Genomic DNA, 25,883 nt, shown 5'->3' on the forward strand with positions numbered 1-25,883 from the left:
AGCGGCGAAGCGATGACCGTACCCGCCTCGCCTGACCTGCTCGATAAACTGGGCGCGTATGCGCTCCGCTACGTAAAACCCGGCCAGAGTATCGGGCTTGGCACCGGGCGCGCCGCTTCGGCCTTCATCCGCGCTCTCGGCGCGCGCCGTATCAAGGTGCGCGGCGTGCCGACCTCTGACGCCAGCGCGGAGCTTGCACGTTCGCTCGGAATCGAGGTCGTCGGGCTCGACGGCAAGGCGCGGCTGGACGTCGATATCGACGGCGCCGACGAAGTCGATTCGCGCCTCAACATGGTCAAGGGTTACGGCGGCGCGATGGTGCGCGAGAAGGTTGTCGCCTGCGCTTCGCGCAAAGTGGTGATTCTGGTCGGCGAAGAAAAGCGCGTCGCCCATCTCGGCCAGCGCCGCCGCCTGCCCGTGGAGGTCGTGCCCTTCGGCGCGTCCTACGCGATGCGCCGGATGCGCGAGCTGGGGCTCAAGCCGACGGTGCGGATCGGCGAGGGCGGCGGCGAATTTCTGAGCGACAACGGCAACCTGGTTATCGACTGCGGCGCCAGCATTTTTGAAGCACCCGTGCGCCTCGAGCGCGACTTGCTCGCGATTCCCGGCGTGGTCGGCACCGGTCTCTTCCTCGGGATCGCCGACACCGTGCTGGTCGCCAACCGCAACGGCTCGATCGTCACGCTCGAGCGCCGCCGCTGAAGCGGCGCGCGAATCGGATGGCCGCGGATTCGACAGGCGCCGCCACTTCGGCCGCCCGGCGCGATTTGACACGTATCTACGCTGCCGCCGTTTCGGCGGTTGCGCCGACTCACCTAATTCCCCGCGCGCTCGCCGGCGAGGTTGCGGGCGGGGCCAAGGTTCCGGCCCTGCTCGCCGATGCGTCGCGGATTTTTCTGCTGGCGGCGGGCAAGGCCGCGATGGGGATGGCGGCCGAACTGGCGGCGCGCCTTGGCCCAAGGCTTCACGACGCGCTTGCGATAGTTCCCGCTCCGGCGCCCGAAGGCGAATCCGTCTCCAATCTCGCGCCCTTTACTGCTCGCCGCGCCATACGGATCCTCGCGGCGGCTCATCCGCTGCCGGATGCCTCATCGGAACGCGCCGCCGCCGCCGCGCTCGAATTCGCCCGCCAGGCCGGTCGCGGCGACCTGCTGCTTTTTGCACTGAGCGGCGGCGCGTCGGCGCTGATGGCCGCACCCGCCCAGCCGGTGACGCGCGCGGACAAAATAGCGATCAACGCCGCACTCCTCGGCTCGGGTGCGTCCATCCGCGAACTCAATATCGTGCGGCGCCATCTATCGGCGATTAAGGGCGGAGGATTGCTGCGCGCATGCGGCGGCGCTCGCGTATTGAGCTTCATCCTATCAGACGTTGCGCATAACGATCTGGCGACGATCGGTTCGGGGCCAACCGCCGCCGACCCGACAACTTTCGCCGAGGCAGTCGGCGTGCTCAAACGCCGTGGGCTGTGGGGCCACGCGCCCGAAGCGATCCGCGACCGCCTCGAGCGCGGCGCTGCCGGAGAGATCGCGGAGACAGTAAAACCAGGAGATCCGCTGCTCGAGCGCGTCGACAACCTGGTCATCGGCGACAATGCGTTGGCGCTTGAGTCCGCTGCCGATGCCGCCGCGGCGGCCGGCTACGTGGTCGATCGATGGCGCGAGCTTTATGGCGAGGCGGACGACCTGGGCCGCGCGCTGGCCGCGCATCTCTCGGCGATCGCCGCCGGCGCGGGTGCGCGCACATGCGTGATTGCGGGCGGCGAGCCCGTCGTTACGATACGCGGGCGGGGCAAGGGAGGGCGCGAGCAGCAGGCGGCGCTGGCGACGGCGCTCGAGCTGGAGCGGCTCGGCGGTGCGGGGCGGATTGCCGCGCTGTTCGCGGGAACCGACGGAATCGACGGCTCCACCGACGCGGCCGGCGCATTCTCTTCGCCGCGCACACCGGCCCGCGCGCGCGAGGCGGGCTTCGATCCGGGCGCGGCGCTTAAGCGCAACGACGCTTACCCGCTGTTCGCCGCGCTCGGGGATCTTTTCATTACGGGGCCGACGGGCACCAACGTCTCCGATATATTCATCGGGTTGGTCAACTACTGAACCGCGGCGGCCCGGTTCGTGACGTTCTGTTTCGGTCGATATCGAGGACAGAAGAAGCAGGATGGCGAGGTCGATGGTGAAGAAGGCCGGTAGGGCGGGCGGCAATCATGCGCGTCGCACGAATGTGAACGGGACCAGGAGAGAGAGCCATGGGCCGCGCGGCGCGCGCGGAAAGGCTGGGGGCCCGCCGCGGGTGACGCTCATCCCCGGCGACGGAATCGGGCCCGAGGTTATTGGCGCTGCGGTCAAGGTGATTGCGGCCGCCGGGGTCAAAATCGATTGGGATCAGCAGCTGGCGGGTGCGACCGCGCTCAGGAGATTCGGCTCGCCGGTGCCCGACGCGCTTATCGATTCGCTCAAGTCCACCAAGGTTGCGCTCAAGGGGCCGCTCGAGACACGCGTGGGCGAGGGTTACCGTTCGATCAATGTCTATTTGCGCAAACTCTTCGATCTTTACGCCAACGTGCGTCCGGTGCGCACGCAAGCCGGCGTGCATACGCCCTTTCGCGGCGTCAACATAATCGTGATCCGCGAGAATACCGAGGACCTCTATGCGGGTATCGAGCATCAGGTTGCGCCCGGCGTGGTAGAAAGCGTCAAGATCATCACCGCGCGCGCCTCGACCCGGATCGCGCGTTTCGCCTTCGATTACGCGCGCACCAACCATCGCCGCATGGTGACCGCCATTCACAAGGCGAACATCATGAAGCTCTCCGACGGGCTCTTTCTGAAGTGCGCGCAGCGCGTGGCTCGCGACTACCCCGACATCGAGTACCGCGAGCAGATCGTCGATGCCGCCTGCATGCGGCTCGTGACCGATCCGATGGCCTTCGACGTGCTGTTGCTCGAAAACCTTTACGGCGACATCGTCTCCGACCTCTGCGCCGGACTGGTCGGCGGACTGGGCTTCGTCCCCGGCGGCAACTACGGCAAGCATGGGGCGATTTTTGAGACCGTCCACGGGACCGCGCCCGATATCGCCGGCAAGGGCATCGCCAACCCGGTGGCGGCGATTAAGACCGGCACACTGCTGCTCGACTATCTCGGCTACGGCGCCGACGCCGACCGAATTCGCGAGGCGGTGAGCACGGTCCTGCGCGCCGGACGGGTGGTGACGCCCGATATCGGCGGCAAGGCGAAGACCGCGGATATGACAGCAGCGGTGATTCGCGCGCTCAAATAGCGCCGGCCGCTCTTTTCCACGCGATCGCGCTTGGCTATGTATGTCCGTTATGCGTAAGCCGCCGCTGCCCGACGACGTCGCCGCACGCGTTCCTCCCGGCCAGCACCTGGTCGAGGATTTTCCCGTCCTGAGCTACGGTCCGACGCCGCGTTTCAATGCGCAAAAGTGGGATTTCCGAGTCTTCGGCATGGTCGAGGAGCAGTTGCGTTTTTCCTACGAGGAATTCCGCGCGCTGCCGCCCGGGCGCGTGCGCGCCGACTTTCATTGCGTCACCACCTGGTCGAGGCTCGACAATCTATGGGAGGGCGTACTGGTGTCCGACCTGATGGCGCGGGTGCGGCTCAAGCCTGAGGCGCACCACGTTATCGTGCATTGCGACGGCGGCTACACGACCAATCTGCCGCTTGAAGAATTCGTCGGCGCGGACGTGATACTGGCCTGGCGGCACGACGGGCGCAACCTCGATCCCGATCACGGATGGCCGCTGCGGCTGGTGGTGCCCAAGCTCTACGGCTGGAAGAGTGCGAAATGGGTGCGCGCAATCGAATTCGCGTTCGAGGACCGGCGTGGCTTCTGGGAGGTGCGCGGCTACCACAATCACGCCGATCCGTGGACGCAGGAGCGCTATTCGTTCCAGGAAGATCCCGAAGATTGAATATCGGGCGGCAAGATTAGCCAGGCGCGGACATCGCCGCTGATTCGGGACGAGCAGATCGCGCGCCTGGCGCGCGAGAGCTTCGATCTCGCGATCATCGGCGGAGGAATCAACGGCGCGGCGATCGCGCGCGACGCCGCGATGCGCGGGTTCAGCGTAGCCCTGATCGAACGCGGCGACTTTGCCGGCGCGACCTCTTCGCGCTCGTCCAAACTCATTCACGGCGGACTCCGCTACCTGCCGCAGGGCGAACTTCGCCTGGTGCGTACGGCGCTGGTTGAGCGCGAACGTCTGCGCCGGCTGACCGCGCCGCATCTGGTGAAGCCGCTCAAGTTTCTGTTCCCGCTCTATCGCGGCCGGAGCCCCGGCCGGCTCGCCCTGGGCGCGGGCTTGTGGCTCTACGACTTGTTCGCGCGCACGCCGCGCGCGGAGCGCCATCAGAGCCTCGGCAGCGCCGGCGTGCTCGCGGCCGAGCCGATGCTCAATCCCGCAGCGCTCAAGGGCGGCGCGTTGTACTACGACGCAGCCGGCGACGACGCGCGCCTTACGATCGAAAATGCGCTCGACGCGGCTTACAACGGCGGTGCGATCGCCAACTATGTCGAGCTCGATTCCTTCGCGCACGCAGAAGGCCAGATCGCCGCGGCCCGGATACGCGACCGCCTGGGCGGCGTGCCTTTCGAGTTGCGCGCGCGGATGTTCGTCAACGCGGCGGGCCCGTGGGTGGACGACGTGCGCACGCTCGACGATCCCGCGGCTCCGCCCGCGGTGCGCCTGACCAAAGGCGTGCATCTCGTGTTCGGCCGCGAGCGCCTGCCCGTGCGCGAAGCGTTGGTGCTAGGCGATGCCCATAACAGAATCGTCTTCGTCATACCGCACGGTGAGGAGGTGCTCGTGGGCACCACCGACACCGACTTCAACGGCGACCGCGAGCACCTCGCCGCCGAACCCCAGGATATCGGTTACCTGCTTGACGTGGTTTCGGAAAGCCTGCCCGGAGCGAAGCTCGGCGCGGCCGACGTCGCCGCGAGCTTCGCCGGCCTGCGCGTGCTGGCGGCGACGGGAGGAGGGCGCGCGCCGTCGTCCGTGTCGCGTGAGGAGATTATCGTCGAGAGCAGCTCGGGACTCCTTTCGGTCGCGGGCGGAAAACTGACCACCCATCGCGAGATCGCCCAAAGAATCGTGGACCGCGCCGCCTCGGTCCTCGGCCGCGCGGGCGGACGTTGCCCTACGCTCGACGCGCCGCTTCCCGGCGCGCGGCCGGTGGCGATCGCAGGCGCGGGCGGCGCGGCGCAAGCGCTCGCCGCGATGCTCGCGGATTTGCGCGAAGCGATGGCCGCGCGCTACGGAACGCGCGCGATCATCCCAGCGAGCCTGGTCCGCGAATCGCCGGAGCTTGCGCGTCCGCTGGCCGCCGGATGCCCAGTCGCCGCGGCGGAGGTAATCTATGCGGTGCGCTACGAGATGGCGCTTTCGGTCGCCGATTTCATCCAGCGCCGCGTCGCGCTCTCATGGCGCCATCCGCGATACGCCGGTGCGGCGGCCGCCGCGGCCGCGCGTCTGATGGCGGCGGAACTGGGATGGGACCCGGCGCGCGAGCAAGCCGAAATCGAGGCGTGCAATCCCGTGCCGCCTGAAATGCGCAGCGCTTGTGCTGCGGTATCGTCAAGGGAGTAAAGGATCGCAGCCCGATGACGCGCGAGCCGCGCAAGAGTCTGATTGAACGCACAAAGCGGATCGCCGCCGCGCTCGCCCGGCTCTATCCCGAAGCTCGCATCAGTCTCGACTTTACGACTCCGTGGGAGTGCCTGGTTGCGACAATTCTCTCCGCGCAATGCACCGACAGGCGCGTAAATCAGGTAACGCCACGGCTCTTCGCCGAGATTCCCGACGTGCGCGCGATGGACGCCGCGCCGGCCGCCCGAATCGAGCGTCTGATCCTCGACACCGGCTTCTTTCGCCAGAAGACGCGCTCGCTCAAGGGCGCGGCACGCGCGATCCTCGGGCGCTTCGGCGGTGAAGTCCCATCGCGGATGGAAGACCTCGTCACGCTTCCCGGCGTCGGCCGCAAGACCGCCAACGTACTGCTGGGCCACGTCTTCGGAGAGCCGGGCCTGGTGGTCGATACCCACGTGCGGCGGGTTGCCCACCGCCTGAGGCTGACCGGCGAGTCGAATCCCGAAAAGATCGAGCGTGATTTGCAGGCGCTCCTGAAACCGGTCGAATGGACAGCGTTCTCGATGCGTCTGATATTGCATGGACGAACGGTTTGTTTCGCCCGCAAGCCGCGATGCGACGAATGCGTGCTGGGGGCGGACTGTCCGCGGGTCGGAGTCACGGAGAAATCGCGGGCGCGGACTGGCACAAGGTAATCTCGGGGATGTTGCGGACGAAAACCATGTTTGACCTCGCGCGGCGACGTGTAATAATTGCTGCACACTCAAAAGCGTGATCTGACCGTGATACTGAGGATCGACGAAATAACCGCCGAGGCCAGAGAGGTCTCTTTTCTCCAGTCCGAGGAGGAGGTTAACCGCCGCCTTCGCCAGGGCCCGGTAGATGAGTTCCGGGTTGGCGGCGCGATCGCGGTCGATTTGTCATACTATCGGGCTGGTATGGAGCTGTTTTTCGAAGGCCGGCTGAACGCTCCGATGGTCGCCTCGTGCGCGCGCTGCACCGAGGAGTTCAGCGCCTCGAGCGTGCGTCCATTTCGCTTCGTGCTGGCGCCGCGCGCCGCGGGCGACGACGATGACGGCCGTCTGCGCTCGGAAGACCTGGAATTTTCACTATATGACGGCGATCAAATCGATCTCGCGCCGCTCATCGCCGAACAACTGATCCTCGCCCTGCCGAGCCGCGCGCTTTGCCGCGAGGATTGCCGGGGTCTTTGTCCAATTTGCGGAACCAATCTCAACTTTAATCTTTGCGGCTGCGAACAGCAGGCCCACGACCCGCGCCTGGCGGTTCTGCGAACGCTGAAGCTCGAGCGCTCCTGAAGCCGCTCAAATCATCTTCAAACAGAAGAGAGTAATGCCATGCAAGCACCCAAGCGTCGTACCTCCCGTTCCAAGCGCAACAAGCGCCGCGCGCATGACGCGCTGCGCCCGGTCAATCCGGTCGCCTGCGCGCAGTGCGGCGAACCCACGATGCCGCATCGCGTGTGCCATCACTGCGGCTCCTACCGTGGACGGCAGCTCGCAGAGACCGCCGAATAGGCGGCGCGGGAGCGGCGCGTGAGAATCGCGCTTGACGCGATGGGGGGCGATCTCGCCCCCAAGGCAACCGTGGAGGGCGCGGTCGCGGCTGCGCGCGACTTCGGCATCGAAGTCGTCCTGGTGGGCGATCTCGATCTGCTGACGCGCGAGCTGACCGAGCACAAGATCGGCGGCCTCAAGATAACCGTCGAACATGCGCCCGAGAGCGTCGCGATGGACGACTCTCCGATGGAGTCGGTGCTCACCAAACCGCATTCCTCGATTCACGTGGGTCTCGAGATGGTCAAGCGCGGCGACGCCAGCGCCTTCGTCAGCGCCGGCAACTCGGGCGCCGTCATGGCGGCGGCGATGATGATCCTTGGCACCTTGCCCGGCGTCGAGCGCCCCGCGATCGCGTCGCTGGTGCCGGCGAGCGACGGATTCGCCCTCCTGATCGACGCCGGCGCCAATACCGAGGTCAAGCCCGCGAATCTCGCGCAGTTCGCGGTGATGGGCAGCGTGTATGCCCATCGCGTGCGCGGCGTGCCCAGCCCCCGCATCGGCATCCTGGCCAACGGCGAGGAAGACTCCAAGGGCACCGACCTGACGCGGGCGGCGGCCGCGATGCTCAGCGGGATGCGCGAGTCGGTCGATTACATCGGCTACGTCGAGGGACGCGACATCAATCGCGGCAAGGCCGACGTGGTGGTGACCGACGGTTTCACCGGCAACGTGGCGCTCAAGACGATGGAAGGCTTCGCCGCCTTCCTGCTCGGCAACCTGCGCGACGTCTTTGGCAGCTTCTTGGGCCGCCTCGCTTACTTGTTGGTGCGCAAGCGCCTCGGCAGGATTCGCGAGCGCCTCGATCCGGCGGAATACGGCGGAGCGCCGCTGCTCGGGCTCGGCGGCGTCGCGATCATCGCCCACGGCTCGTCCAATCCGCGCGCGATCCGCAACGCCATGCGCGCCGCCGCCAACGAGGCGCTGGTCGAGCGCGTCAATGCCGAGATCGTCGAGACGCTGGCGCGTCACGTATCCGCGATGCCGGCCAAGCCGGCTGGAAAGGGGTTCCGTGCGCTGCTCGATCGGATGCGCGAACGGCTGCATCGCCATCCCCGCGAGGCCGCCGGGCCGCAGGCTCCTTCCGCTGCGCCCGCACCGCCGGCGTATTCTCCAAACTCCGAACACCCGGGCGCGCCGGCCGCATCGCCCTCGGCAAGCTCCAAGGCCGCAGTGCTCGAGCATCCGCCGGTCGAGCACGCCACGCCCGAGGTCGTCTCGGTCAATGGAGCTGCGGGTGGCGCGCCGCATGACGATGCCGCGCATGCCGAATCGCACAAGGACGAGGATAAGGCGTCCGAATCGGGCCCCCCGCCTGAAGCGGCGCCGCGCAAGCCCGGGTAGTCCTGATATCCGCGCCCCGTACGCGCCATCGCGTGCAATCTCCGTTTCGAGTAGAACAGTGCCCAAGACTGGCATCATGAGGGTCGGCTGATGAAGGTCGCATTTCTGTTTCCCGGACAAGGCGCGCAGAAGGTCGGCATGGGCGCCGAGTTGGCGCGCGAGTTTGCCGGCGCGCGCGAGGCTTTCGCCGAGGCCGACGAAGCGCTGGGCTTCAAGCTGTCGACGCTCTGCTTCGAGGGGCCGGAGGAGGATTTGCGCCTGACGGCCAACACGCAGCCCGCGACGCTCGCGACTTCAATCGCGGCGTTGCGCGCGTTCCAAGCCGAATTCAGCGTCGACGCGGAGATCGCCGCCGGCCACAGCCTCGGCGAATACACGGCGCTGGTCGCGGCCGGCGCACTCGAGTTTGCCGAGGCGCTCCGCGCGGTGCGCGAGCGCGGCCGCCAGATGCAGGAGGCCTGCCCCCCCGGGCAGGGTTCGATGGCCGCGCTGGTCGGACTCGACCTCGCCGCCGTGCGCGCGGTCTGCGAGGAGGTTTCACAGGGCGGTCAGATTGCGGTGCCTGCGAATCTCAACGCCCCGGGCCAGATCGTGATTGCCGGACACGCTGCGGCGGTTCGGCGCGCGCTCGAAATTGCCAAGGAACGCGGCGCCGGGGCCTCGGTGGAGCTCAAAGTCAGCGCGCCGTTTCATTCGCCCCTGATGCAGCCCGCGCGCGATGGCATGGGGCCGGTGATCGCGGCGCTCGCGGTGAGCGCGCCGCGCTTTGGCGTGATCTCCAACGTGACCGCGGAGGTGAATCGCGACCCCGCGCGCATCAGGCCGCTGCTGATGGAGCAGATCACCGCGCCCGTGCGATGGGAAGAATCGATGGCCCGGCTCGGCGCTTCGGGCGCGACGAGCGCGATCGAGTTCGGCGCGGGGCGGGTGCTCGCGGGTCTGATGCGGCGAATCAACAAGGGCTTCAAGGTGCGGTCGGTGGAAGATCCGGCCTCGTTGAGGGCCTGCGGCCAGGCTCTGGCCGAGGAGGCTCGAGCGGGCGCCTAGCGGAAACAGAAAAGACGGCGCGACGAAGTTCGGCGGGACGGCGGCGTAGAGCCGCAGCGCCGGCGGCCGTCAGCCGGGCTAGACTGCGCGCGCCTTAGCGGCCGACGCCTGCCAACTTGCCTAGTTGAAGCCAACTCCCTAAGCTGCGCTGTAACGTTTGCTGGCCCGGGGGCGATGCCGCCAACGCGCGCGCGAGCACGATCCGGCGCAGGCGGGACGGAATCAACCGCAATCGAATCAAACTAAACGCGCGGCGCGCCGCCCCCGGCGCAGGCCGGCAGGAGGGAAGCAACCACGATGGCTGGAGAAGTCGAAACCAAGGTTCGCGAGATCATCAGCGAGCAACTCGGCGTGTCCGCCGATGAAGTGACGCCGGAAGCGTCATTTATCGAGGACCTGGGCGCCGATTCGCTCGATATCGTCGAACTGGTGATGGCGCTGGAAGAGCAGTACGGGATGGAAATCTCGGATGAGGACGCCGAGAAGATCCGTACTGTCAAGGACGTCGTCAATTACATCGAAGCGCACAAGGCCTGACCGTCCGCATCACACCTCCACCCTTCAGAGCTTGCGCACGGCGCCCGGCGGTATTATGGCGGGCGTCCGCCGCGCCCCCATTTCGTAAGCCGGGCGCGCGCGCGCCGTCTTCCTGCGAGCGGGCGCGGCCCGGATGCGCCGGCTGCGGCTCGCGCGCTAAACTTGCCTCATGAGGTGCCCGTATTGCCGCCATCGCGGCAACCGCGTGGTCGACTCAAGGCTGAGCGGCGACGGGGCCACCATCCGCCGGCGCCGGATGTGTTCGTCATGCAAGCGGCGCTTCACAACCTACGAACGGGTCGAGGAATCCGCGCCGATGGTGGTCAAGAAGGACAATCGGCGCGAACCGTTCGATCGTTCCAAGATCGTCGCCGGGCTCAAGAAGGCCTGCGAGAAGCGCCCGGTCTCGATGGAAACCGTCGAGCAGATCGCCGATCGGATCGAAGCCGCCGTCGCCGAGCATGGCGGGAGCGAAGTTCCAAGCTCGGTGATTGGCGGCGCGATCATGAACGAACTGCATCGCGTTGACCAGGTCGCCTACGTGCGCTTCGCTTCGGTCTACCGCTCTTTCAAGGATATCGACGAGTTCATGCGCGAGCTTGAAGACCTGATCCGGCTGCGCAAGGAGGCCGGCGCACCGCCTGCACCGCCGCTCGCTCCCGCGCGCGACAGAAAGCGCGAGCCATCCCCGCGCAAGGGCGGATCCGCTTCGTAAGCCGCCGTGCCCGCCGCTCCGGCCTCCGCCGCCGATTCACACTACATGCGCAAGGCGCTGGCGCTTGCGCGCCGGATGGTCGGGCGGACTTCGCCCAACCCGGCCGTGGGATGCGTGATCGCGCGCGGCGGCCGGATCGTCGGGCAGGGTGCGACCGCCCCGGGCGGCCGCCCGCATGCCGAGGCGCTGGCGCTCGAGCGCGCGGGTGAGCGGGCGCGCGGCGCCACGGCGTATGTTACGTTCGAGCCTTGCGCTCATCGGGGACGCACGCCGCCGTGTGCGCGGACGCTAGTCGAGGCGGGAGTCCGGCGTGTCGTGGTCGGATGCGTCGATCCGTATCCGCCGGTGCGCGGGCGTGGACTTAAGATTCTGCGCGCTGCGGGAATCGAGATCGTAAACGGCGTGCTTGAAGACGAATGCCGCGACCTCAACCGCGGCTTCATCACGCGCGTGACGCACGGGCGGCCGTTCACGACGGTCAAGCTCGCGCTCTCACTCGACGGCCGGATCGCCGCCGCCTCGGGCGATTCGCAATGGATAAGTTCGGCGGCGTCGCGCGCGCTGGTCCATCGCTGGCGCAACGAGGCCGACGCGGTGATGGTCGGCGCGGGGACGGTGCTGGCCGACAATCCGCGCCTGACTTGTCGAATTCCGGGCGGTCGCGACCCGGTGCGAGTCGTAATCGACGGACACCTCAGGGTCTCGCCGCGCGCGCGAGTCTTCACCCAGCGCTCGACGGCGTCCGCGCTCCTGGTCACGACGACGGCCAACGCGGCGCGCGCCAGACGCCGCTACGGCCGAGATGGCGGGGGCGGGCGTGTCGAGGTGGTGGGATGCCCGGGGCGCCGCGGCGAGGTTGACCTGCGCGCCGCGATGCGCGAGTTCGCGCGGCGCGGTTGGTGCAACGTCCTGATCGAGGGCGGCGCCAAACTGGCGGGAGCGGCGCTCCGCGCGGGAATCGTGGACCGCGTAGCCTTTTTTGCCGCGCCCATCCTGGTGGGAGCGGGAACTCCCGCGATCGAAGGGCTCGGCTTCAAGCGCGTGCGCGACGCGATTGCGCTCGGCCGGCTAAGCGTGCGAGGCCTCGGCCGCGACCTGCTGATCGAGGCGGAAATCGCAGGCCAGCGCCGCGCCTCCAGGCGGCGGAGCTGAGGACGTGCTGGTCAGCATACGGAGGCGGTGATAACATCAAGCGTCTGGAAACCGAATGGTAATGTCGTCTAAATCGCTGGAAGAAATCTTCAGCCGGATCCGCGCGGCCAAAACGGTCCTGATGGTGATGGAAGAGGAAGAGGAGGCGGAGGGCGACGTCGTGATGGCGGGCGAGAAAGTGACGCCCGATCACGTCAACTTCATGGCGCGTCATGCGCGCGGCGTGGTTTCTGTGGCGCTGCCCGAGCGGCGCATGCGCGAGATGGGAATTCCGCTGGTCGCTTCGCCGCAGAGCGAGCTTGCCGATGAGCAGGCGGGCTCGCTCGTCGAGGCGCGCGAGGGAGTGACCACCGGAATCTCCGCGCATGACCGCGCGCGCACGATCCAGGTGCTGGCCTCCGACAAGAGCGGTCCGCAGGATATCGTGATGCCCGGACACGTGCTGCCGCTGATGGCGCTGAGCGGCGGTGTAATGATGCGCCTGGGGCGCGCCGAGGGCGCGGTGGACCTGATGCGCGCGGCGGGAATGCGGCCGTGCGCCGCGCTTTGCTCGGTGCTGCGCGACGACGGCGACGCCGCCCGCCTCGCCGAATTGCGCGAGTTCGCCAAGGCCCACGACATCCCGATTTTCTTTCTGAAGGACCTGGTCTCCTATCGTCTGACCAACGAACTTCTGGTCCAGCGCGTTGCCGACGTCGATTTTCCGATCGAGTCGGGCGAGCTCAAGGCGGTGGTTTTTCGCAGCACGGTTGACGGCCGCGAGCATCTGGCCCTGGTCAAGGGAAACGTCGGCGGCGGCCGCCCGGCGCTGGTGCGGCTCCATTCGCAATGCCTGACCGGCGACGTGTTCGGCTCGGAGCGCTGCGACTGCGGCGAGCAACTGGCCGAATCGATCGAACGCATCCTGACTGCCGACGCCGGCGTGATCATCTACCTGCATCAGGAAGGGCGCGGAATCGGCCTCGCCAACAAGATCAGGGCCTACGCGCTGCAGGACCAGGGCCTGGACACGGTCGAAGCCAATCTGCAGTTGGGCTTCAAGGAGGACCTGCGCGACTACGGAATCGGCGCCCAGATCCTGCGCGACCTTGGGGTCGGCGAAGCTCTCCTGTTGACCAACAATCCGCACAAGATCGAAAGCCTGCAGAGCTACGGCGTGCGCGTGAGCCGCGTGGCGCTCGAAGTCGCGCCGCACCAGGGCAATATCGATTACTTGCGCACCAAGAAGGAGAAGCTTGGCCATCTCTTCTCCAAACTCAAGGTGATTACCTAGGTTACAGCGCGGCTCATTGAGCGGAGCCCGCGCGCGCGGCGTGCGTATCAAACGGCCGGCGGCAATTGGCTATGGGACCAAGACATCTGGGGCGCGAGCTCGCGCTCAAGGCCCTTTATCAGATAGATATCCGCGGCGGCTCCTCGCGCGAGGCGCTGGCGCTCCTGTTCGAGACCTTCCCGGCCGACGATCGCGCGCGCAAGTTCGCGATCGAACTGGTCGAAGGTGTCGAGCGCGAGCGGGCGGCGCTCGACCGCGAGGTTGCGGGCGCGCTGGAGCATTGGTCGATCGGACGGCTTTCGCGGGTCGATCACAATATCCTACGCATCGGGCTCTGCGAGCTATTGTGGATGAACGATATTCCGGCGCGGGTCACGATCGACGAGGCGATCGAACTGGCCAAGGTCTATGGCGATCAGGACTCCGGCCGCTTCGTCAACGGGGTGCTGGATGAACTCGCGAGGCGGCTGGGACTCAAGCAAAAGGGTGAGGAACGTGGCGTTGGCGAACGCGGTTTTGACAAGGGACATTAGAGCGTGGTTCGCCGCGATGCTCGGCGGATTGCTGCTGCTGACGACGGGCTGCGGCTACCATTTCGCGGCGTCGGGAAGCGGTCTGCCGCAGGACGCCAAGACGATCTACGTCGCCCGCTTCAGCAACGTCTCGCGCTTCACCGGCTTCAACGATCAATTCATGCGTTACATGAAGGACGAGATCGCCGAGCACAAGCACCTGCAGCTGGTTGAGGAACCGTCGCAGGCCGACCTGGTGCTCACGGGCGAACTGCTGCGCGTCGAGACGGCCCCGGCGGGCTTCAACGCCGTTTCCGAAGCGAGCATCTACCAGCAGTACATGGTCGTGCGCGCGCAGCTCGAGGATCGCCACACCGGAAAGGTGCTGTGGGCGAACGTGCTCAGCAGTATCGATCAGTTCCCGACCGTGTCGCAGACCACCATAACCACTTCGCCCGAATTCCTGCAGCAGAACCTGCGCTCGCAGAATATCGCCAACATGCCCGACATCCAGGTCGCGCAAACGCAGCAGGCCTCCTCGACCACGCAGATGATGACGCGAATGGCGCAGGACATTTACTCTGCGATGTCCGAGGGGTTTTAGCCACGCGCGGCCCGCAATCGCCGCGGCGCGCGGCCGCCGAGAGCATGAGGGCCTAAGGCAGGCGGCGGACGATGGCGGTTGAGACGGCGCTCTCCATCCTTCGCGCGGGCGATCGCGCCGCGCTTGCGGCGGCGATCCTAATCAGCGGCCCTCACGCCTTTCTCCGCGAATACGTCTTCGACTTCGTCCGGCGCCGGATGCTGCGTCAGGGGATGAAGTATCGTGGCTTCCAAGTAGGGGGCGCGGAGGGCTTTGACGTGGTGCTTGCCGAGTTGCGCGAATCCGACCTGTTTGCGCCGGTCCGCGTCGTAGGATGCCGCGTGCTGCGATCGCATCGCGGCGGTGGCGAAGAGGATGGCGACGATGATTCCAGCGGGGCAGCGAGCGCGCGCGGGGGCGAAGCGGCGCTGGCCGAGGCGCTCGAGACGATGCGCGGTCCGAATGCCTTGATCGTCCTCTATGAGCGCGACGCGGCGCCGGCCAAAATCCGCCGCGCGGTAGAGCAGGGCGGCCTCGCGATCAACTGTCCGCGCGCCTACGACAATCAGCTCACGCAATTCGCCGAGGCCTTCGCCCGTGCCCAGGACCTGCGCCTGGGACCCGGCGTAGCCGAGCTTCTGGCTGCGCGCCACGCCGGTGACCTTTCCGCGATCGTCAACGCGCTCGCCAAGGCAGCGATCCATCGCGAACCCGGCGCAACGCTGAGCGCGGCCGACCTCGGCGATCCCGCGGCCGCCAAAATCCCGGAACTGTTCGAACTGGCCGAGGCGGTCTCGAACGGACGCGCGGCGGCCGCGCTGACGCTGCTCGCCCGCGCGATCGCGGCCGGGCGCGATCCGTTTGAATTGCTGGCGGTCGAGATTATCCCGGTGATGCGGCGGATGATGCTGGCGGCGTCGATGGTTGCGGAGCGTCAGAGCGCGCCGCAGATCGCCGCGGCGCTCGGGATGTCGCCGTCAAGTCCGCTGGCCAAGCGCGCGATCGACGGCGCGCGCCGCTTCGGAATCGCGCGGTTGACCGACGCCTGGCGGCGAGTCTCGCAGCTCGACGCGGACTTCAAGAACGGGAAAATTAAGGAGCGCGAGGAGGCGCTGGCCGGTATGCTGCTCGAGTTGATGTCGTCGCCGGCCCGAGCCTGACGTCAACCGAGGCGCGGACCTGTTTCGGGCCGTCAGACGAGAATTGTCCCGCCGAGGTGCGCGGCGGGCCGGATCAGGCCTTGGCGGCGGCGCCGTGCTTGCGATAGAGCGCGCGCGAAAGGCGTGCGACCTTGCGCGCCGCGGTGTTGCGATGGAGCGTGCCTTTTCCCGCGGCCTTGTAGAGCACGCGGGTCGCCTGGCGCAGCTCCTGTTGCGCGCCGGCGGCGTCGGCCCCCTCGATCGCCTTAACCGCATCTTTGACCGCGCTATGCACGCGGGTCTTGATCGCACGATTACGGTCGCGGCGCTTGAGGTTCTGACGCTGGCGCTTCTCTGCTGACGGATGAACTGGAATATGCGGCATAGCCAGTCTTAGCTAACAGTGCACGCGCGCCGGGTCAATACGCCGCCTTCCAAGGAAAGGAAGCGCCTTACTTGTTGTCGTCAATCGAGCGCTTCGCTTCCTGCCATAGACTTTCTATCTGCTGCGGATCGAGCTTCGCGAGATCGAGCTTGCGCGCCGCGGCGGCCTGCTCGACCGCCTTGAAACGCGTGATGAATTTGTCGCACGCGCAGCGAAGCGTCGTCTCCGCGTCGTGCCCGATGAAGCGCGGCGCATTGGCCAGCGCCAGCATCGCGTCGCCGATCTCCTCGGCCGCATGATCGCCATCGTTGCGAGCGAGCGCCCTCCGCGCCTCGGCGATCTCTTCGCTGACCTTGTCGAGCACTGCCGAGGCCTCCGCCCAATCCATCCCGGCGCCCCGCGCCCGCTCGCCAAGCTTCTGCGCCCGCGTGAGCGCGGGCAGAGCGCGCGCCACGCCGTCGAGTGCCGAGGTCGCACCGGCATCCGCACGTTCCTGCTGCTTGAGCTTGTCCCAGTTGCGGACGACTTCGGCCGAGTTTTCCGCCGCGGCTCCGGCGTAAACGTGCGGATGGCGCCGCACGAGCTTCTCGCGCGCCCGCCTTAGCATCGCAGCGATCTGAAGGCCGCGCTGCGCTTGGGCTATGTTGCCCGCAAAAAGCACCTGCACCAGCAAGTCGCCGAGTTCGTCGTCGATTTCGCGGTCGTCGCCGCGCTCGATCGCATCGGCGGCTTCGTAAGCTTCTTCAATCAGATGGCGCGAGGTAGTCGCGAGCGTCTGTTCGCGGTCCCAGGGGCATCGCTCGCGCAATTCGCGGACGACTTCGAGCAGCGCGAGAAATTCTTCGCCCGGGCCGCGCGCCGATCCTTCATCCATGGCCAAAAAGGCTCGGGCTACGCCGTGATTACCGGCTGGATCACTTTCTCGGTCAGGAACGCCGACAAATCCCGAATCCCCTCGACCGTGATCTCGTGTCCGCAGTCGTATTCGCGATAACTTAATGGCATCTTGAAGGCGCGCAGCTGTTCGATGGACTGGCGCGCCTTTCCAATTTCGATCATATCGTCGGCGCGTCCATGCTGCACCAGGGTTGCGAGCTGCGCGAGCGCATCGCGATTGTGCGCGTGCTCGGCAAGCTCCTCGGGAAACCAGGTGGAAAGCGCAGCCAGCGCGGCGAAGCGTTCGGGATGGCGAATCGCCAGGTTGTAGGCCATCACGCCGCCCTGGCTGAAGCCCATCAGGATGAGCTTGCGGCGATCGGCGGGGTAGCGCTCGAGCGCGGCGTCCACGAAGCGCATCATATGGTCGGCGGCCTCGCCCATCGCTTCCATGTCCGGCGGCGCGCCCGGCCGCAACTGGTACCATCCGTAGCCGTTGACCGCGCCGATCGCGACTTCGACCGGCCCTTGCGGACACAGCATCAGGCATCGCCCGCTCGCGACATACGGGGCGAGACCCATCAGGTCGAGCGCGTTGGAGCCCCATCCGTGCATCGCAACGATCGTGGGATGCGGCCCGGCGCCCGCCGGCTCGAAAGCGGCATGAATGAGATCCATCGGAAGGTTCTCCCGGGTTAGTCCGGCCATCATAGATCGCCGTCGCCACCGCTCGCTACTCGCTTGCGCGTATGCAAACGGTCGGATTAGCTGTGCGTTGCCGTGGCCGCCTGGCCACGTATCGCACTATGGGGCGGGGTGTGGAAGATAAAAGGATGTGGCGTGGCGGTGCTCCGCAAGCGCGCTACGCGGCGACGGTTTCGGCTGCCGGGGCGGCGCTGCTCCTTGCGCTCGCGGGCATATGTGCGGCGGCAGACGGCGCTTTGCCGCCCCCGCGGGACGGCAAGCTCGCCGGCACGATCTCCGGCCTCCTGCTGCTCGCGCTGCTCTGCTACTCGATCTACGTTTACGTCGCTCCGCTGCTCAGGAATCGCGACCGTTCGATCGTGTGGGCGTTCGCGATCCTGGCCGTGATCGCATTGGTCAAAATATTGCTGCTCCCGTGGTTCGACGGCTACGGGAACGACGTCGCGAGCTACGAATCGTGGGCGCTCCAGATGGCCTCCGAGGGGCCCGCGCGCGTCTATCGCGAGGGCTACTTTCTCGACTATCCGCCCGGCTACCTTTACGCGCTCTGGCTCGCGGGAATCGTCGCGCACGCTACCGGCGCCGGCGGCGTGATGCTGCGGATGACGGTCGAGGCCCCGGCGCTGGTCGCCGACTTCGTGCTCGCGCTGCTGATGTTCGTGTTCGTGCGGCGTGTCGCGCCTGCCCGGCAAACAGCGGCCTACGTCGCGATGCTGCTGGTGGCGCTGAATCCGGCGCTCGGCTTCGACACGATCGTCTGGGGCCAGAGCGATTCGGCGCTGACCGTCGTGATCATGCTGAGCGCGGCGCTCGCGCTCGATGGCGAGTTCGAGCTGGCCTGGGCGCTCGCCGCGCTGAGCGTGCTGCTCAAGCCGCAGGCGCTGATGTATGTGCCGGTGCTCGGGGTGTGGACGCTGCTCAAGCTGCCCTACGGCAGATGGTGGCGCTCGGCGCTGGCCGCGATCGCTGTGGGGATGGTCGGCGTGCTGCCGTTTCAGTTCGGCCATCCCTGGTACTGGATTTTCGAGCTCTACCATTCGACCGCCGCGTACTATCACGAGACCTCGGTCAACGCGTTCAACCTGCTCGCGTTGATGGGCGGCCTGCGCAAGCCGGATACCGATACGTTCGCAGGGCTTTCGTACTTCAGTCTCGGGATGGGCCTGCTCGTGCCGCTCTACGCGTTTATCGGCTGGCGGCTTTGGAGCGAGCGCACGCCGCGCGGGATGATGTACGCGGTTTTTGCCGCGGTGTTCGGATTCTTCATGTTCGCGCCGCGGATGCACGAGCGTTACCTGTATGCGGGGCTGGTGTTCGCCGCGCCGCTCGCGGTCGAGGGTGCCGAGGTCGCAGCCGTCTTCGCAATTCTGACTGCGACCTGTCTGTTCAACCTCGCCTACGTGCTGGCCGCGCTTCGCAGCGCGACGATTTTTCTCGACCCGCGCGACGGATTTGCGATGTTCGCGTCGGCGGTAAACGTCCTCGCCCTGGTGCTCATGATCGACTACGGCCTCGGGCTGGCCGAGGGAGCAGGGCCGCTCTGGCAAAAGCTCACGTCGTTGGGCGGGATGCCGGATCGGGCTGGCGACGGCGCCGGGAGCGCCCCGGCGCGCGAGGCCGGCGCTGCAGAAGGCCGCGCTCCGGCCGCTCCCGTAGCGCGCGAGCCTTTGGTCGCGATTCCATGGACGCGCATCGACACGATCGTGCTCGTCGCGCTGGTTGCCGCCGCCGCCGCGACCCGGATCTGGCATCTCGGCCATCCGGCGGAGATCGTCTTCGATGAAGTTCATTTCGTCGCGCAGGCGCGTCATTACATCCGCGGCGAACCGTTCCTCGACCCGCATCCGCCGCTCGCGAAGCTCGTGATCGCAGGCGGGATTCTGCTCTTCGGCGACCATCCGTGGAGTTGGCGGATCGGCAATGCGCTCTGCGGAATCCTGCTGGTCGGGCTGAGCTACATGCTGGGGCGGCGGATGTTCGCGTCGCGGCTGGCGGGCGCACTCGCCGCCTCGTTCATCATCTGCGACGGGATGTTTCTGGTGGACTCACGCGTCGCGGTAATCGACATCGTGTATCTGACGCTCGCCGCATGGTCTTACCTGCTGCTCTTTCGCTTCGCCGAATCGACGGACCCGCGCGACCGCCGCCGAACGCTCGCCGCGATGGGCGCGACGCTAGGACTGTGCCTCGGCTCGAAGCTGTACGTCCCGGTGCTGACCTTCCTGCTGTGCGCTGGGTTCATGGTCTGGTTCATCCTGGATGCCGAGCGCACGGCGTCGTGGGAGGCACGCTGGTGGCGCACGTTTGGGGCGCTGCTGATGGTAGGGGCGCTGAGCGCCGCCTTTTATATCGCGGTCTTCCTGCCGCATTTCTTGCTCGGATGGTGGGGCGGAATCGCCGACCTCGTCCATTACTACGGCGACGTGCTGTGGTACGAGAACAGCGTCAGGAACGCGACGCATCCCTATTCTTCGCAGTGGTGGACGTGGCCGCTGATGCTGCGGCCGATCGCCTACTGGCAAAGTTTTCCGCCGCAGGGCAAGGTCGCGACAATCTGGGGCGGGGGAAATCCGCTGCTCTGGTGGAGTGCGCTGACCGCAATCACGATTACGGCCGTGCGTGCGCTGGAACGGCCCAACGCGGCACGGACGTTCCTCGTGATCGGCTATCTCGCGTATCTCCTGATGTGGACTCCAGTAGGGCGCACGCTTTTTCTCTACCACTACATGCCGTCGGTGTACCTCGGCTACATGGCGCTGGCCGCGATCGTCGCGGATGCGTGGAACGGCGAGGCCGCGATGTGGGAATGCGCAGCGCTGCTGCTGACGATCCTGCCCGCGTGCATGATGGGACTCGGATTTTGGCTAGGTTTGTTCCCTGGCGCGGCGATCGGACTGCTCGCCATATACCTTCTCGCGGTCGAGATAGGGCCCGACGCTCTGCCCGATCTCGAGCCGCAGCGATGGGCTCCGCGGCTGGTCGCGGCATTGTTCGTGACTGCGGCGGCGATCCTGTTCGTCTATTACTTTCCGCTGTGGACGGGGATTTTCATCGATCGCGACGGCTATTATCACCGGATGTGGCTGCAGGGTCCGGGTTTGCGCAACTGGATATGAAGAAGCGCCGCATCGGGCCCGCATTGCGCGTCGCCGCCGCGCTTGCGGTTGAATTGGCGATCGCTGCGGCGGCGCTGCCAATCGCGGCCACTCTATCCCGCGCCGATTCGAACGCTCCCGCGATGAGCGCCGGCGCTAGCACGCGCGCGAGCGCCGCCGCGACCCCGTCGCCAGCCTCGAGCGCGGCGGGCCCGGAGGCTCGGGCCGGACCGAATCTGCTTTCCAACGGTGACTTCGCGACCGGTTCCGGCAAATCGCCCGACCATTGGCGCACCGGGGGATGGAACGAATCGCCGGCGGTCACCGCCTACGACTGGCTGCACTCGCCGGGCAGCGAGCCCGAGCTCGCCGTCAGCAATATACAGCCCAACGACGCGCGATGGCTCCAGACGATGACGCTCGATGCGGGATGGTACTACGTCGGCGCCGAAGTCCGGACCGATGGTGTGCCTGCCAATGCCGCCGGTGCAAGCGTCGGTCTCGACGAAGACAGCGTCAACTCGCCGGCGCTGCATGGCACCACCGAGTGGCATCCGCTTGGACTGTATATCAGGATTGGCGCGCACGGCGCGGACATCGACGTGGCGCTGAGGCTCGGCGGGTTCGGCAGCCTCAACACCGGCCGCGCGTTCTTCCGAAACGCGAGGGTGGTCAAACTCCACGCGCTCCCGGCCAACGCGGGGCCCGCATTCGACCTGAGCGCCGTCAGGCGCGCCTCCGTGGCGCCGCCGATCGGAAGGCCGTGGACGCTTATTGCGGTATTCGTCCTGCTGGCGGTTGTGGCGGCGGCGGGATGGCGAATCTATGGCGGCGACAATCTACCGCCAGTGCCGGTGGGGAGCCAGCCGCCGCCCTCGATGCCGCGGAGCGAGCGTCGCCGGCGCGAGAGCGCGGCCGCGCGCCGCCGCCGCTGAAGCTCACTCCATCCAACGCGCCGCTAGCCTTGCTGCGGAAGCAGGGCCGCGCGCGTGACTTCGCGCCGGTCGCTCTTCTCCAGCGCCTCGGCCGCCTTCGCGAGCGGGAAAGTCGCGTCGCAGAGCTCGCGGTACGGATAGCGGTCGATATGCATCGCGAGGAAGTCCAGCGACTTCTTTAGATAGCTCGGCGGATACATCACCACGCCGATCACCTCGAGCGATTTGAACGTCACCCGCGACGGCGCGATCGGCGCGGTCAACCCCGGCGAGATGTTGCCGATCTCGATCACGCGGCCGCCGATCGAGGCGAGTTCGAGCGCGTCGATAAAGGCCTCGGGCACGCCGGCGACCTCGAACACAACGTCGGGCGCGCCGCCGATTAGCTCGCGGATCCGCTTCTGGCGCTCCTCGGACGTCGGATGCTTGCGCAAATCGATCGTGGCGTCGGCGCCGAACTTCATCGCTTCATCGAGCCGATGCTCGACGCCGTCAACCGCGATCACGTGCGCGCCGCGCGCCTTGGCGATCGCCATCGCGTGCAATCCGAGTCCGCCCGCGCCCAGCACCACCACGCTTTCGCCGTAGCCCACGCGGCCCTTGTCGAGGCCCCAGTACACCTGCGACATCGCGCAGTTGGCCGACGCCGCGACCAGGTCGGGCACGTTGTCCGGGATGCGGTAGAAGTTCTGGTTGGCGCGCACGATGTAGTGCGTGGCGAAGGTCGAGGTGAAGTGCGGCGCCTCGCTCGGATGACGCACGCCGAAGCCCTTGGCAGTGCAGGCGGCCTGGTTGCCGGCCACGCAGTTCGAGCATCGATTGCACACCGAATAGTAAACTGGGGCGATCCGGTCGCCGGCCTTGACCGACACGCCGGCCCAGTCGGTCTTCACGCCGTCGCCCAAATCCCGGATGCGCCCGGCCATCTCATGCCCCGGCGCGATTCCGTGCCGTCCGCCGAACTCGCCCCGCCACATGTGGACCTCGGAGCCGCAGACGTTGCTTTGCGTAACCTCGGCGATAAGGCCGCCGGGCGGCGGAGCCGGAACGTCGAATTCGTGAAACTCGATTTTGTGCGCGCCGGGAATAAAGGCGACTTTTCCTTTCATCTCATTCGCTCCTCGATGACTTCGGGCCTATGCAATCGGGCGCAGGCCCGCGCCCGTAGCCGCGATGCTGGATTAGGCCCGCGCCCCGCGCGCGATGTCAAGGGTGCGACGGCGCCGTGCCGCCGAGGGCGCTTCCCGCCGGCAGCAGAGCGGTTTTCTCGTTCACCTGCCAGCCCAAGGCCAGAAAGTTTTTCCTTGCCAGCGGAGACATCTGGCCCGTGAGCCACACGCTCCGTTTCGGCGCCGCCAGATCGGGACGATTGGCGAAGTACGAGGTGCGGGATGTCCACGAGGCGTAGTCAACTGCCGCGGGAACCACGATCGCTCCGGTGCTGTCGCGGCCGACGATCGTGCCGCGCGCGATTATCCGCGCAACCGGCGTATGGGTTTTGGAATACCTGGACAACAGGTCCAGGCAGTCGGCGATGAAACGCGCCTGGTCTTCCGATTGGGCCGTGCTCGCCAGAGTCACCGCGTCAACCACTCCCGAAACTTTGGAGAGATCGTTGAGATCCTCGACCAAGGCGGTCTGCACGCTGAGCGGAAATGCCATATTGCGCATGAAGGCCTTGATGGTTGCGGGCGGCACCTGCAGCTCTTCGAGCGTTTTCTGGTTGCGCACTATCAGATCGGCCTTGGGTGTGTCCCAGACCATGTTGGAGGTTATTCTGGTCGCGGTGATCGCCATCGAACCCGGAACCACCACGGAAATGGTAGTAGTCACCGCGACGTGGGCGCGGAAAGCAACCACGGCAAATTCGTCGAGCTGCTTGGAGAGAATCGGATTAGTGGTGTACGGATCCACGTGCAATCGATGCGCCAGCTCCCGACGCTCCTGCTCATAGCCCAGGATGTCACGGGTGGTCTGGCCCGTGCGCTTGGCGACCTCGCCGGCTTTCTCGCCCGCCGACGCTTCTTCCGGCTCGGTCGCGGCCTCCTTGATCCGTTGCGCGCCGAGACCGACGCGGCCGAAGAACCGGCCAACTCCGCCAGGCAGGCCCTTCACCGTGTCCACCGGATGCATCACCATCTGGCCGGCAGCCTTTATCGGCTCGGCTCCGGTCCTCGCCAGAGCCTGCGCGAAGACCTTGGTCTTGCTCTCGTGCGACAGTTCCAGCATCGCCGGGACTTCCGCGACCCGGATTCGAAGCAGCTCGATGCCATGGACCTGCAGCGTGCCAAGCTCGGTGTGCAGCGTGAAGAGGGCCATCAGGCCATCGGTCGGCACCGCGTCGTCCACGTGGAAGCCCTCTCCGGAGAGGAGGGTCGCGGGCACCAGATCCTTCGCCTGCAATACGGGCGGCTTTTCAAACTGGCCGGCCGGATCGGCGGCGATAGATGCGGCCGGTGCGAGCACCATGAGGGCAAGTGCGGTAAGCGTCAGCCTGCCCCAGCCCCAAGGGGCCGCGGAAAACGGGTTTCTGATCATCGATGAAAGCAACACTATGAGAGACCTCCTGCGTGTGCGGGTTCGGGGCGCTTGCGGTGCGCTCGCGTTGAAATTCCGGCGCCGGAGGCGGCGCTACTTCATTTCCCAGCCGGCGGCGAATACGCGGGCGACAGTGCGCGCCGCGACCGCCTGCGCCTCATGCCATCGCATCCCCAGCGCGCAAAGGACCAACGAGGCCTGCTCGACGGCGAGCGGCTGGGCCGTGCGCGCGTCGCCCAGCGCGATCACGCGCATCATCCCCGCCTGGACGACGCCGACCGTCAGCACCACGGCGGCGGGCGGTCCGCAGTTCGACAACCGTCCGCTGCGATAGCAGTCTTCCAGGTCCTTGCGCAGCATGACGTTGCCCTTGGCCCCGGGATGGAGCCACTGGCTGTGCATCCGGGCGATGACGGCGGCGCGATTGGGTTCGACGGCGGCGGCGCGGAAAAGCACGGACATCCCGGTGGCGAACCGCTCGGCAGGATCCCGGACGCCGGCTTGAGCCGTCTTGACCCTGGCTTCAAGGTCTTCGCGGGCGAGCAGCGCGGCCTCGCGTGCGATCGCATCCTTGTCCGTGAAGTAGTTGTAGAAGGTGCCCTTGGCCAAATCCGCGGTGGCGGTGATTTGATCGACGGTGATGCGGTCGGCACCCTCGCGCGCGATGAGCAGTTCGGCGGCCGCGAGCAGGGCCTTGCGATTGCGGACCAACCGTCTGTCCGCGCGCTTTGTTGGGGTTGGCTTGCTCGCAGCTTTCATGGCGCTTCGTCCCGGTAATGACCAAGACGTTCAATATCGATCTTGACAGTCATTGCTATACACTGTAGTCATTTTTCGCACAAGACCCGCGCCGCCGATCGGGCAGGAATCCTTGCTCCGGAGAAACGCACGCCGATTGCGATCGGGATTGGGAGTGACGGAATTTGACGAAACGCAACCGCTCGGCCCACGCCCTGTCCGGGACACTGCTGATCGCGCTCGCTATCGCACTCGCTTCGGCCGCCGCATGTGGCGAGGAGGCGGGCGTGGGACACTACATCCCGGGGGCGACCAGCTCGTTCATCGATATGCTGCCCGACCGCGGCAGCTCGTCTGCCGTCGTGGCGAACGCGTTCACCTACTATGATGGCTCGGCATCGTCCGCGCAGGAGCTGGAATTCGGCGGCCTGCTGACGGCGGGAGGACAGGGCACGATCTATTCCGACACTTTCCTGTTCCAGTGTCAGGGGCCGTGGAAAATGGCAGGGACAGTTCGGCGTTTATGCTCCAACCGGCAGTTTCAAGAAAGGTGACCTCGCCAATATCGGCAGAAACTACTGGACCTTTGAACCGAGCGGGGCGGTCAGTCATCTAAGCAGCAGGTTCGGCCTGGAGGTCACCGCGTTTGCGGGTTCGATTTCAACACCATGAATGACGCAACCGATTACCAGACGGGCGATCAGTTCCATCTCGACGGCGCGATCGCCGAGCATCTGCCGCTCTTCGGCGGCTTTGTCGGCGCCGGCGTCAACGGATACTTCTATCAGCAGATCACAGGCGACAGCGGCAGCGGCGCGAAGCTCGGCGGCTTCGAGGGAATGAGTGCGGGCATCGGGCGCGATTGCTCTTACGCATACCGGATCGGCGACTTCGATCTCGCCGGCGAAGCGAAGTGGCTGCCGGAACTGGGAGTGTCGAACAGGCTCGACGGCAACACCGTGCGGTTCAACCTCGGGGTGAGCTGGGGACCGAAACCGCAGGGCCCGCTTGAATCGATGTAGAGATATCAATAAGTGTCTGGCGCCGCGAAAATAAGGCGACAGTTCGAAGAAAAAAGAGGAGTTAAACGATGGTCCGGGCAACTATGATTTTTCGGACAG

At 66.5% G+C, this 25,883-nt stretch carries 26 protein-coding genes and 1 pseudogene; 21 read left to right on the forward strand and 6 right to left on the reverse strand.

Going from position 1 to position 25,883, the window contains the following annotated elements; translation table 11 throughout:
* The first annotated feature begins 12 nt into the window (after nucleotides 1–12).
* The 17 genes from rpiA to VMI09_14495 all read left to right on the forward strand — a co-directional run bounded on the left by rpiA (nucleotide 13) and on the right by VMI09_14495 (nucleotide 15,511).
* The gene (gene rpiA / locus VMI09_14415) at nucleotides 13–702 is read left to right on the forward strand and encodes a ribose-5-phosphate isomerase RpiA (protein HTQ25884.1); all 690 of its coding nucleotides are present in this window, start codon (nucleotides 13–15) and stop codon (nucleotides 700–702) included.
* A 17-nt stretch (nucleotides 703–719) separates the two neighbouring features.
* Complete coding sequence (locus tag VMI09_14420; GenBank protein HTQ25885.1) at nucleotides 720–2,096, forward strand: DUF4147 domain-containing protein; 1,377 nt, start codon at nucleotides 720–722, stop codon at nucleotides 2,094–2,096.
* Between the two features lie 193 nt (nucleotides 2,097–2,289).
* Nucleotides 2,290–3,279, forward strand: coding sequence for an isocitrate/isopropylmalate dehydrogenase family protein (locus tag VMI09_14425; GenBank protein ID HTQ25886.1), 990 nt, complete (start codon nucleotides 2,290–2,292; stop codon nucleotides 3,277–3,279).
* 49 nt (nucleotides 3,280–3,328) lie between these two features.
* A complete protein-coding gene (locus tag VMI09_14430) occupies nucleotides 3,329–3,934 on the forward strand; it encodes a sulfite oxidase-like oxidoreductase (protein HTQ25887.1) in 606 nt (201 codons plus the stop codon).
* 96 nt (nucleotides 3,935–4,030) lie between these two features.
* On the forward strand, nucleotides 4,031–5,611 hold the full coding sequence (locus tag VMI09_14435) for a glycerol-3-phosphate dehydrogenase/oxidase (GenBank protein ID HTQ25888.1): 1,581 nt from the start codon (nucleotides 4,031–4,033) through the stop codon (nucleotides 5,609–5,611).
* A 14-nt stretch (nucleotides 5,612–5,625) separates the two neighbouring features.
* Nucleotides 5,626–6,306, forward strand: coding sequence for an endonuclease III (nth, locus tag VMI09_14440; protein ID HTQ25889.1), 681 nt, complete (start codon nucleotides 5,626–5,628; stop codon nucleotides 6,304–6,306).
* 57 nt (nucleotides 6,307–6,363) lie between these two features.
* Entirely contained in the window at nucleotides 6,364–6,930 is a 567-nt protein-coding gene (locus VMI09_14445) for a DUF177 domain-containing protein (protein HTQ25890.1), read from the forward strand.
* A gap of 39 nt (nucleotides 6,931–6,969) precedes the next feature.
* On the forward strand, nucleotides 6,970–7,149 hold the full coding sequence (gene rpmF / locus VMI09_14450) for a 50S ribosomal protein L32 (GenBank protein ID HTQ25891.1): 180 nt from the start codon (nucleotides 6,970–6,972) through the stop codon (nucleotides 7,147–7,149).
* Nucleotides 7,150–7,167: 18 nt separating this feature from the next.
* Nucleotides 7,168–8,532, forward strand: a complete 1,365-nt coding sequence (plsX, locus tag VMI09_14455) for a phosphate acyltransferase PlsX (protein HTQ25892.1) — start codon at nucleotides 7,168–7,170, stop codon at nucleotides 8,530–8,532.
* 90 nt (nucleotides 8,533–8,622) lie between these two features.
* Complete coding sequence (fabD, locus tag VMI09_14460; GenBank protein ID HTQ25893.1) at nucleotides 8,623–9,579, forward strand: ACP S-malonyltransferase; 957 nt, start codon at nucleotides 8,623–8,625, stop codon at nucleotides 9,577–9,579.
* 297 nt (nucleotides 9,580–9,876) lie between these two features.
* A complete protein-coding gene (gene acpP / locus VMI09_14465) occupies nucleotides 9,877–10,116 on the forward strand; it encodes an acyl carrier protein (protein ID HTQ25894.1) in 240 nt (79 codons plus the stop codon).
* Nucleotides 10,117–10,285: 169 nt separating this feature from the next.
* The gene (gene nrdR, locus VMI09_14470; protein ID HTQ25895.1) at nucleotides 10,286–10,831 is read left to right on the forward strand and encodes a transcriptional regulator NrdR; all 546 of its coding nucleotides are present in this window, start codon (nucleotides 10,286–10,288) and stop codon (nucleotides 10,829–10,831) included.
* A 45-nt stretch (nucleotides 10,832–10,876) separates the two neighbouring features.
* On the forward strand, nucleotides 10,877–11,983 hold the full coding sequence (ribD, locus tag VMI09_14475; GenBank protein ID HTQ25896.1) for a bifunctional diaminohydroxyphosphoribosylaminopyrimidine deaminase/5-amino-6-(5-phosphoribosylamino)uracil reductase RibD: 1,107 nt from the start codon (nucleotides 10,877–10,879) through the stop codon (nucleotides 11,981–11,983).
* Between the two features lie 61 nt (nucleotides 11,984–12,044).
* The gene (gene ribA / locus VMI09_14480; GenBank protein HTQ25897.1) at nucleotides 12,045–13,256 is read left to right on the forward strand and encodes a GTP cyclohydrolase II; all 1,212 of its coding nucleotides are present in this window, start codon (nucleotides 12,045–12,047) and stop codon (nucleotides 13,254–13,256) included.
* Between the two features lie 71 nt (nucleotides 13,257–13,327).
* Entirely contained in the window at nucleotides 13,328–13,789 is a 462-nt protein-coding gene (gene nusB / locus VMI09_14485; GenBank protein HTQ25898.1) for a transcription antitermination factor NusB, read from the forward strand.
* Nucleotides 13,773–14,372, forward strand: coding sequence for an LPS assembly lipoprotein LptE (lptE, locus tag VMI09_14490; GenBank protein ID HTQ25899.1), 600 nt, complete (start codon nucleotides 13,773–13,775; stop codon nucleotides 14,370–14,372). The genes nusB and lptE overlap by 17 nt, the downstream gene beginning before the upstream one ends.
* Nucleotides 14,373–14,443: 71 nt before the next feature.
* On the forward strand, nucleotides 14,444–15,511 hold the full coding sequence (locus VMI09_14495; protein HTQ25900.1) for a hypothetical protein: 1,068 nt from the start codon (nucleotides 14,444–14,446) through the stop codon (nucleotides 15,509–15,511).
* Between the two features lie 73 nt (nucleotides 15,512–15,584).
* Here VMI09_14495 and rpsT read toward each other — a convergent pair whose 3' ends face one another.
* The 3 genes from rpsT to VMI09_14510 all read right to left on the reverse strand — a co-directional run bounded on the left by rpsT (nucleotide 15,585) and on the right by VMI09_14510 (nucleotide 17,429).
* Nucleotides 15,585–15,875, reverse strand: a complete 291-nt coding sequence (gene rpsT, locus VMI09_14500) for a 30S ribosomal protein S20 (GenBank protein ID HTQ25901.1) — start codon at nucleotides 15,873–15,875, stop codon at nucleotides 15,585–15,587.
* Between the two features lie 67 nt (nucleotides 15,876–15,942).
* Nucleotides 15,943–16,749: a nucleoside triphosphate pyrophosphohydrolase gene (gene mazG, locus VMI09_14505; protein HTQ25902.1), complete on the reverse strand. Its 807-nt coding sequence runs from the start codon at nucleotides 16,747–16,749 to the stop codon at nucleotides 15,943–15,945.
* 17 nt (nucleotides 16,750–16,766) lie between these two features.
* On the reverse strand, nucleotides 16,767–17,429 hold the full coding sequence (locus VMI09_14510) for an alpha/beta fold hydrolase (protein HTQ25903.1): 663 nt from the start codon (nucleotides 17,427–17,429) through the stop codon (nucleotides 16,767–16,769).
* 155 nt (nucleotides 17,430–17,584) lie between these two features.
* On the opposite strand from VMI09_14510, the gene VMI09_14515 reads away from it, so the two are divergent.
* Both VMI09_14515 and VMI09_14520 read left to right on the forward strand, forming a co-directional pair.
* Entirely contained in the window at nucleotides 17,585–20,572 is a 2,988-nt protein-coding gene (locus tag VMI09_14515) for a phospholipid carrier-dependent glycosyltransferase (GenBank protein ID HTQ25904.1), read from the forward strand.
* Entirely contained in the window at nucleotides 20,569–21,486 is a 918-nt protein-coding gene (locus VMI09_14520) for a hypothetical protein (protein HTQ25905.1), read from the forward strand. The genes VMI09_14515 and VMI09_14520 overlap by 4 nt, the downstream gene beginning before the upstream one ends.
* Nucleotides 21,487–21,509: 23 nt before the next feature.
* On the opposite strand, the gene VMI09_14525 is transcribed toward VMI09_14520, so the two are convergent.
* The 3 genes from VMI09_14525 to VMI09_14535 all read right to left on the reverse strand — a co-directional run bounded on the left by VMI09_14525 (nucleotide 21,510) and on the right by VMI09_14535 (nucleotide 24,735).
* Entirely contained in the window at nucleotides 21,510–22,595 is a 1,086-nt protein-coding gene (locus VMI09_14525; GenBank protein ID HTQ25906.1) for a zinc-binding dehydrogenase, read from the reverse strand.
* A gap of 97 nt (nucleotides 22,596–22,692) precedes the next feature.
* Entirely contained in the window at nucleotides 22,693–23,871 is a 1,179-nt protein-coding gene (locus VMI09_14530) for a hypothetical protein (protein HTQ25907.1), read from the reverse strand.
* Between the two features lie 246 nt (nucleotides 23,872–24,117).
* Nucleotides 24,118–24,735, reverse strand: coding sequence for a TetR family transcriptional regulator (locus tag VMI09_14535; protein ID HTQ25908.1), 618 nt, complete (start codon nucleotides 24,733–24,735; stop codon nucleotides 24,118–24,120).
* A gap of 212 nt (nucleotides 24,736–24,947) precedes the next feature.
* On the opposite strand from VMI09_14535, the gene VMI09_14540 reads away from it, so the two are divergent.
* The gene (locus VMI09_14540; GenBank protein HTQ25909.1) at nucleotides 24,948–25,316 is read left to right on the forward strand and encodes a hypothetical protein; all 369 of its coding nucleotides are present in this window, start codon (nucleotides 24,948–24,950) and stop codon (nucleotides 25,314–25,316) included.
* A 108-nt stretch (nucleotides 25,317–25,424) separates the two neighbouring features.
* A pseudogene (locus tag VMI09_14545) lies at nucleotides 25,425–25,784 on the forward strand (transporter).
* The last annotated feature ends 99 nt before the right edge of the window (nucleotides 25,785–25,883 follow it).

The sequence above is a fragment of the Candidatus Binataceae bacterium genome (genome assembly GCA_035500095.1).
Classification (GTDB): Bacteria; Desulfobacterota; Binatia; order Binatales; family Binataceae; genus JAKAVN01.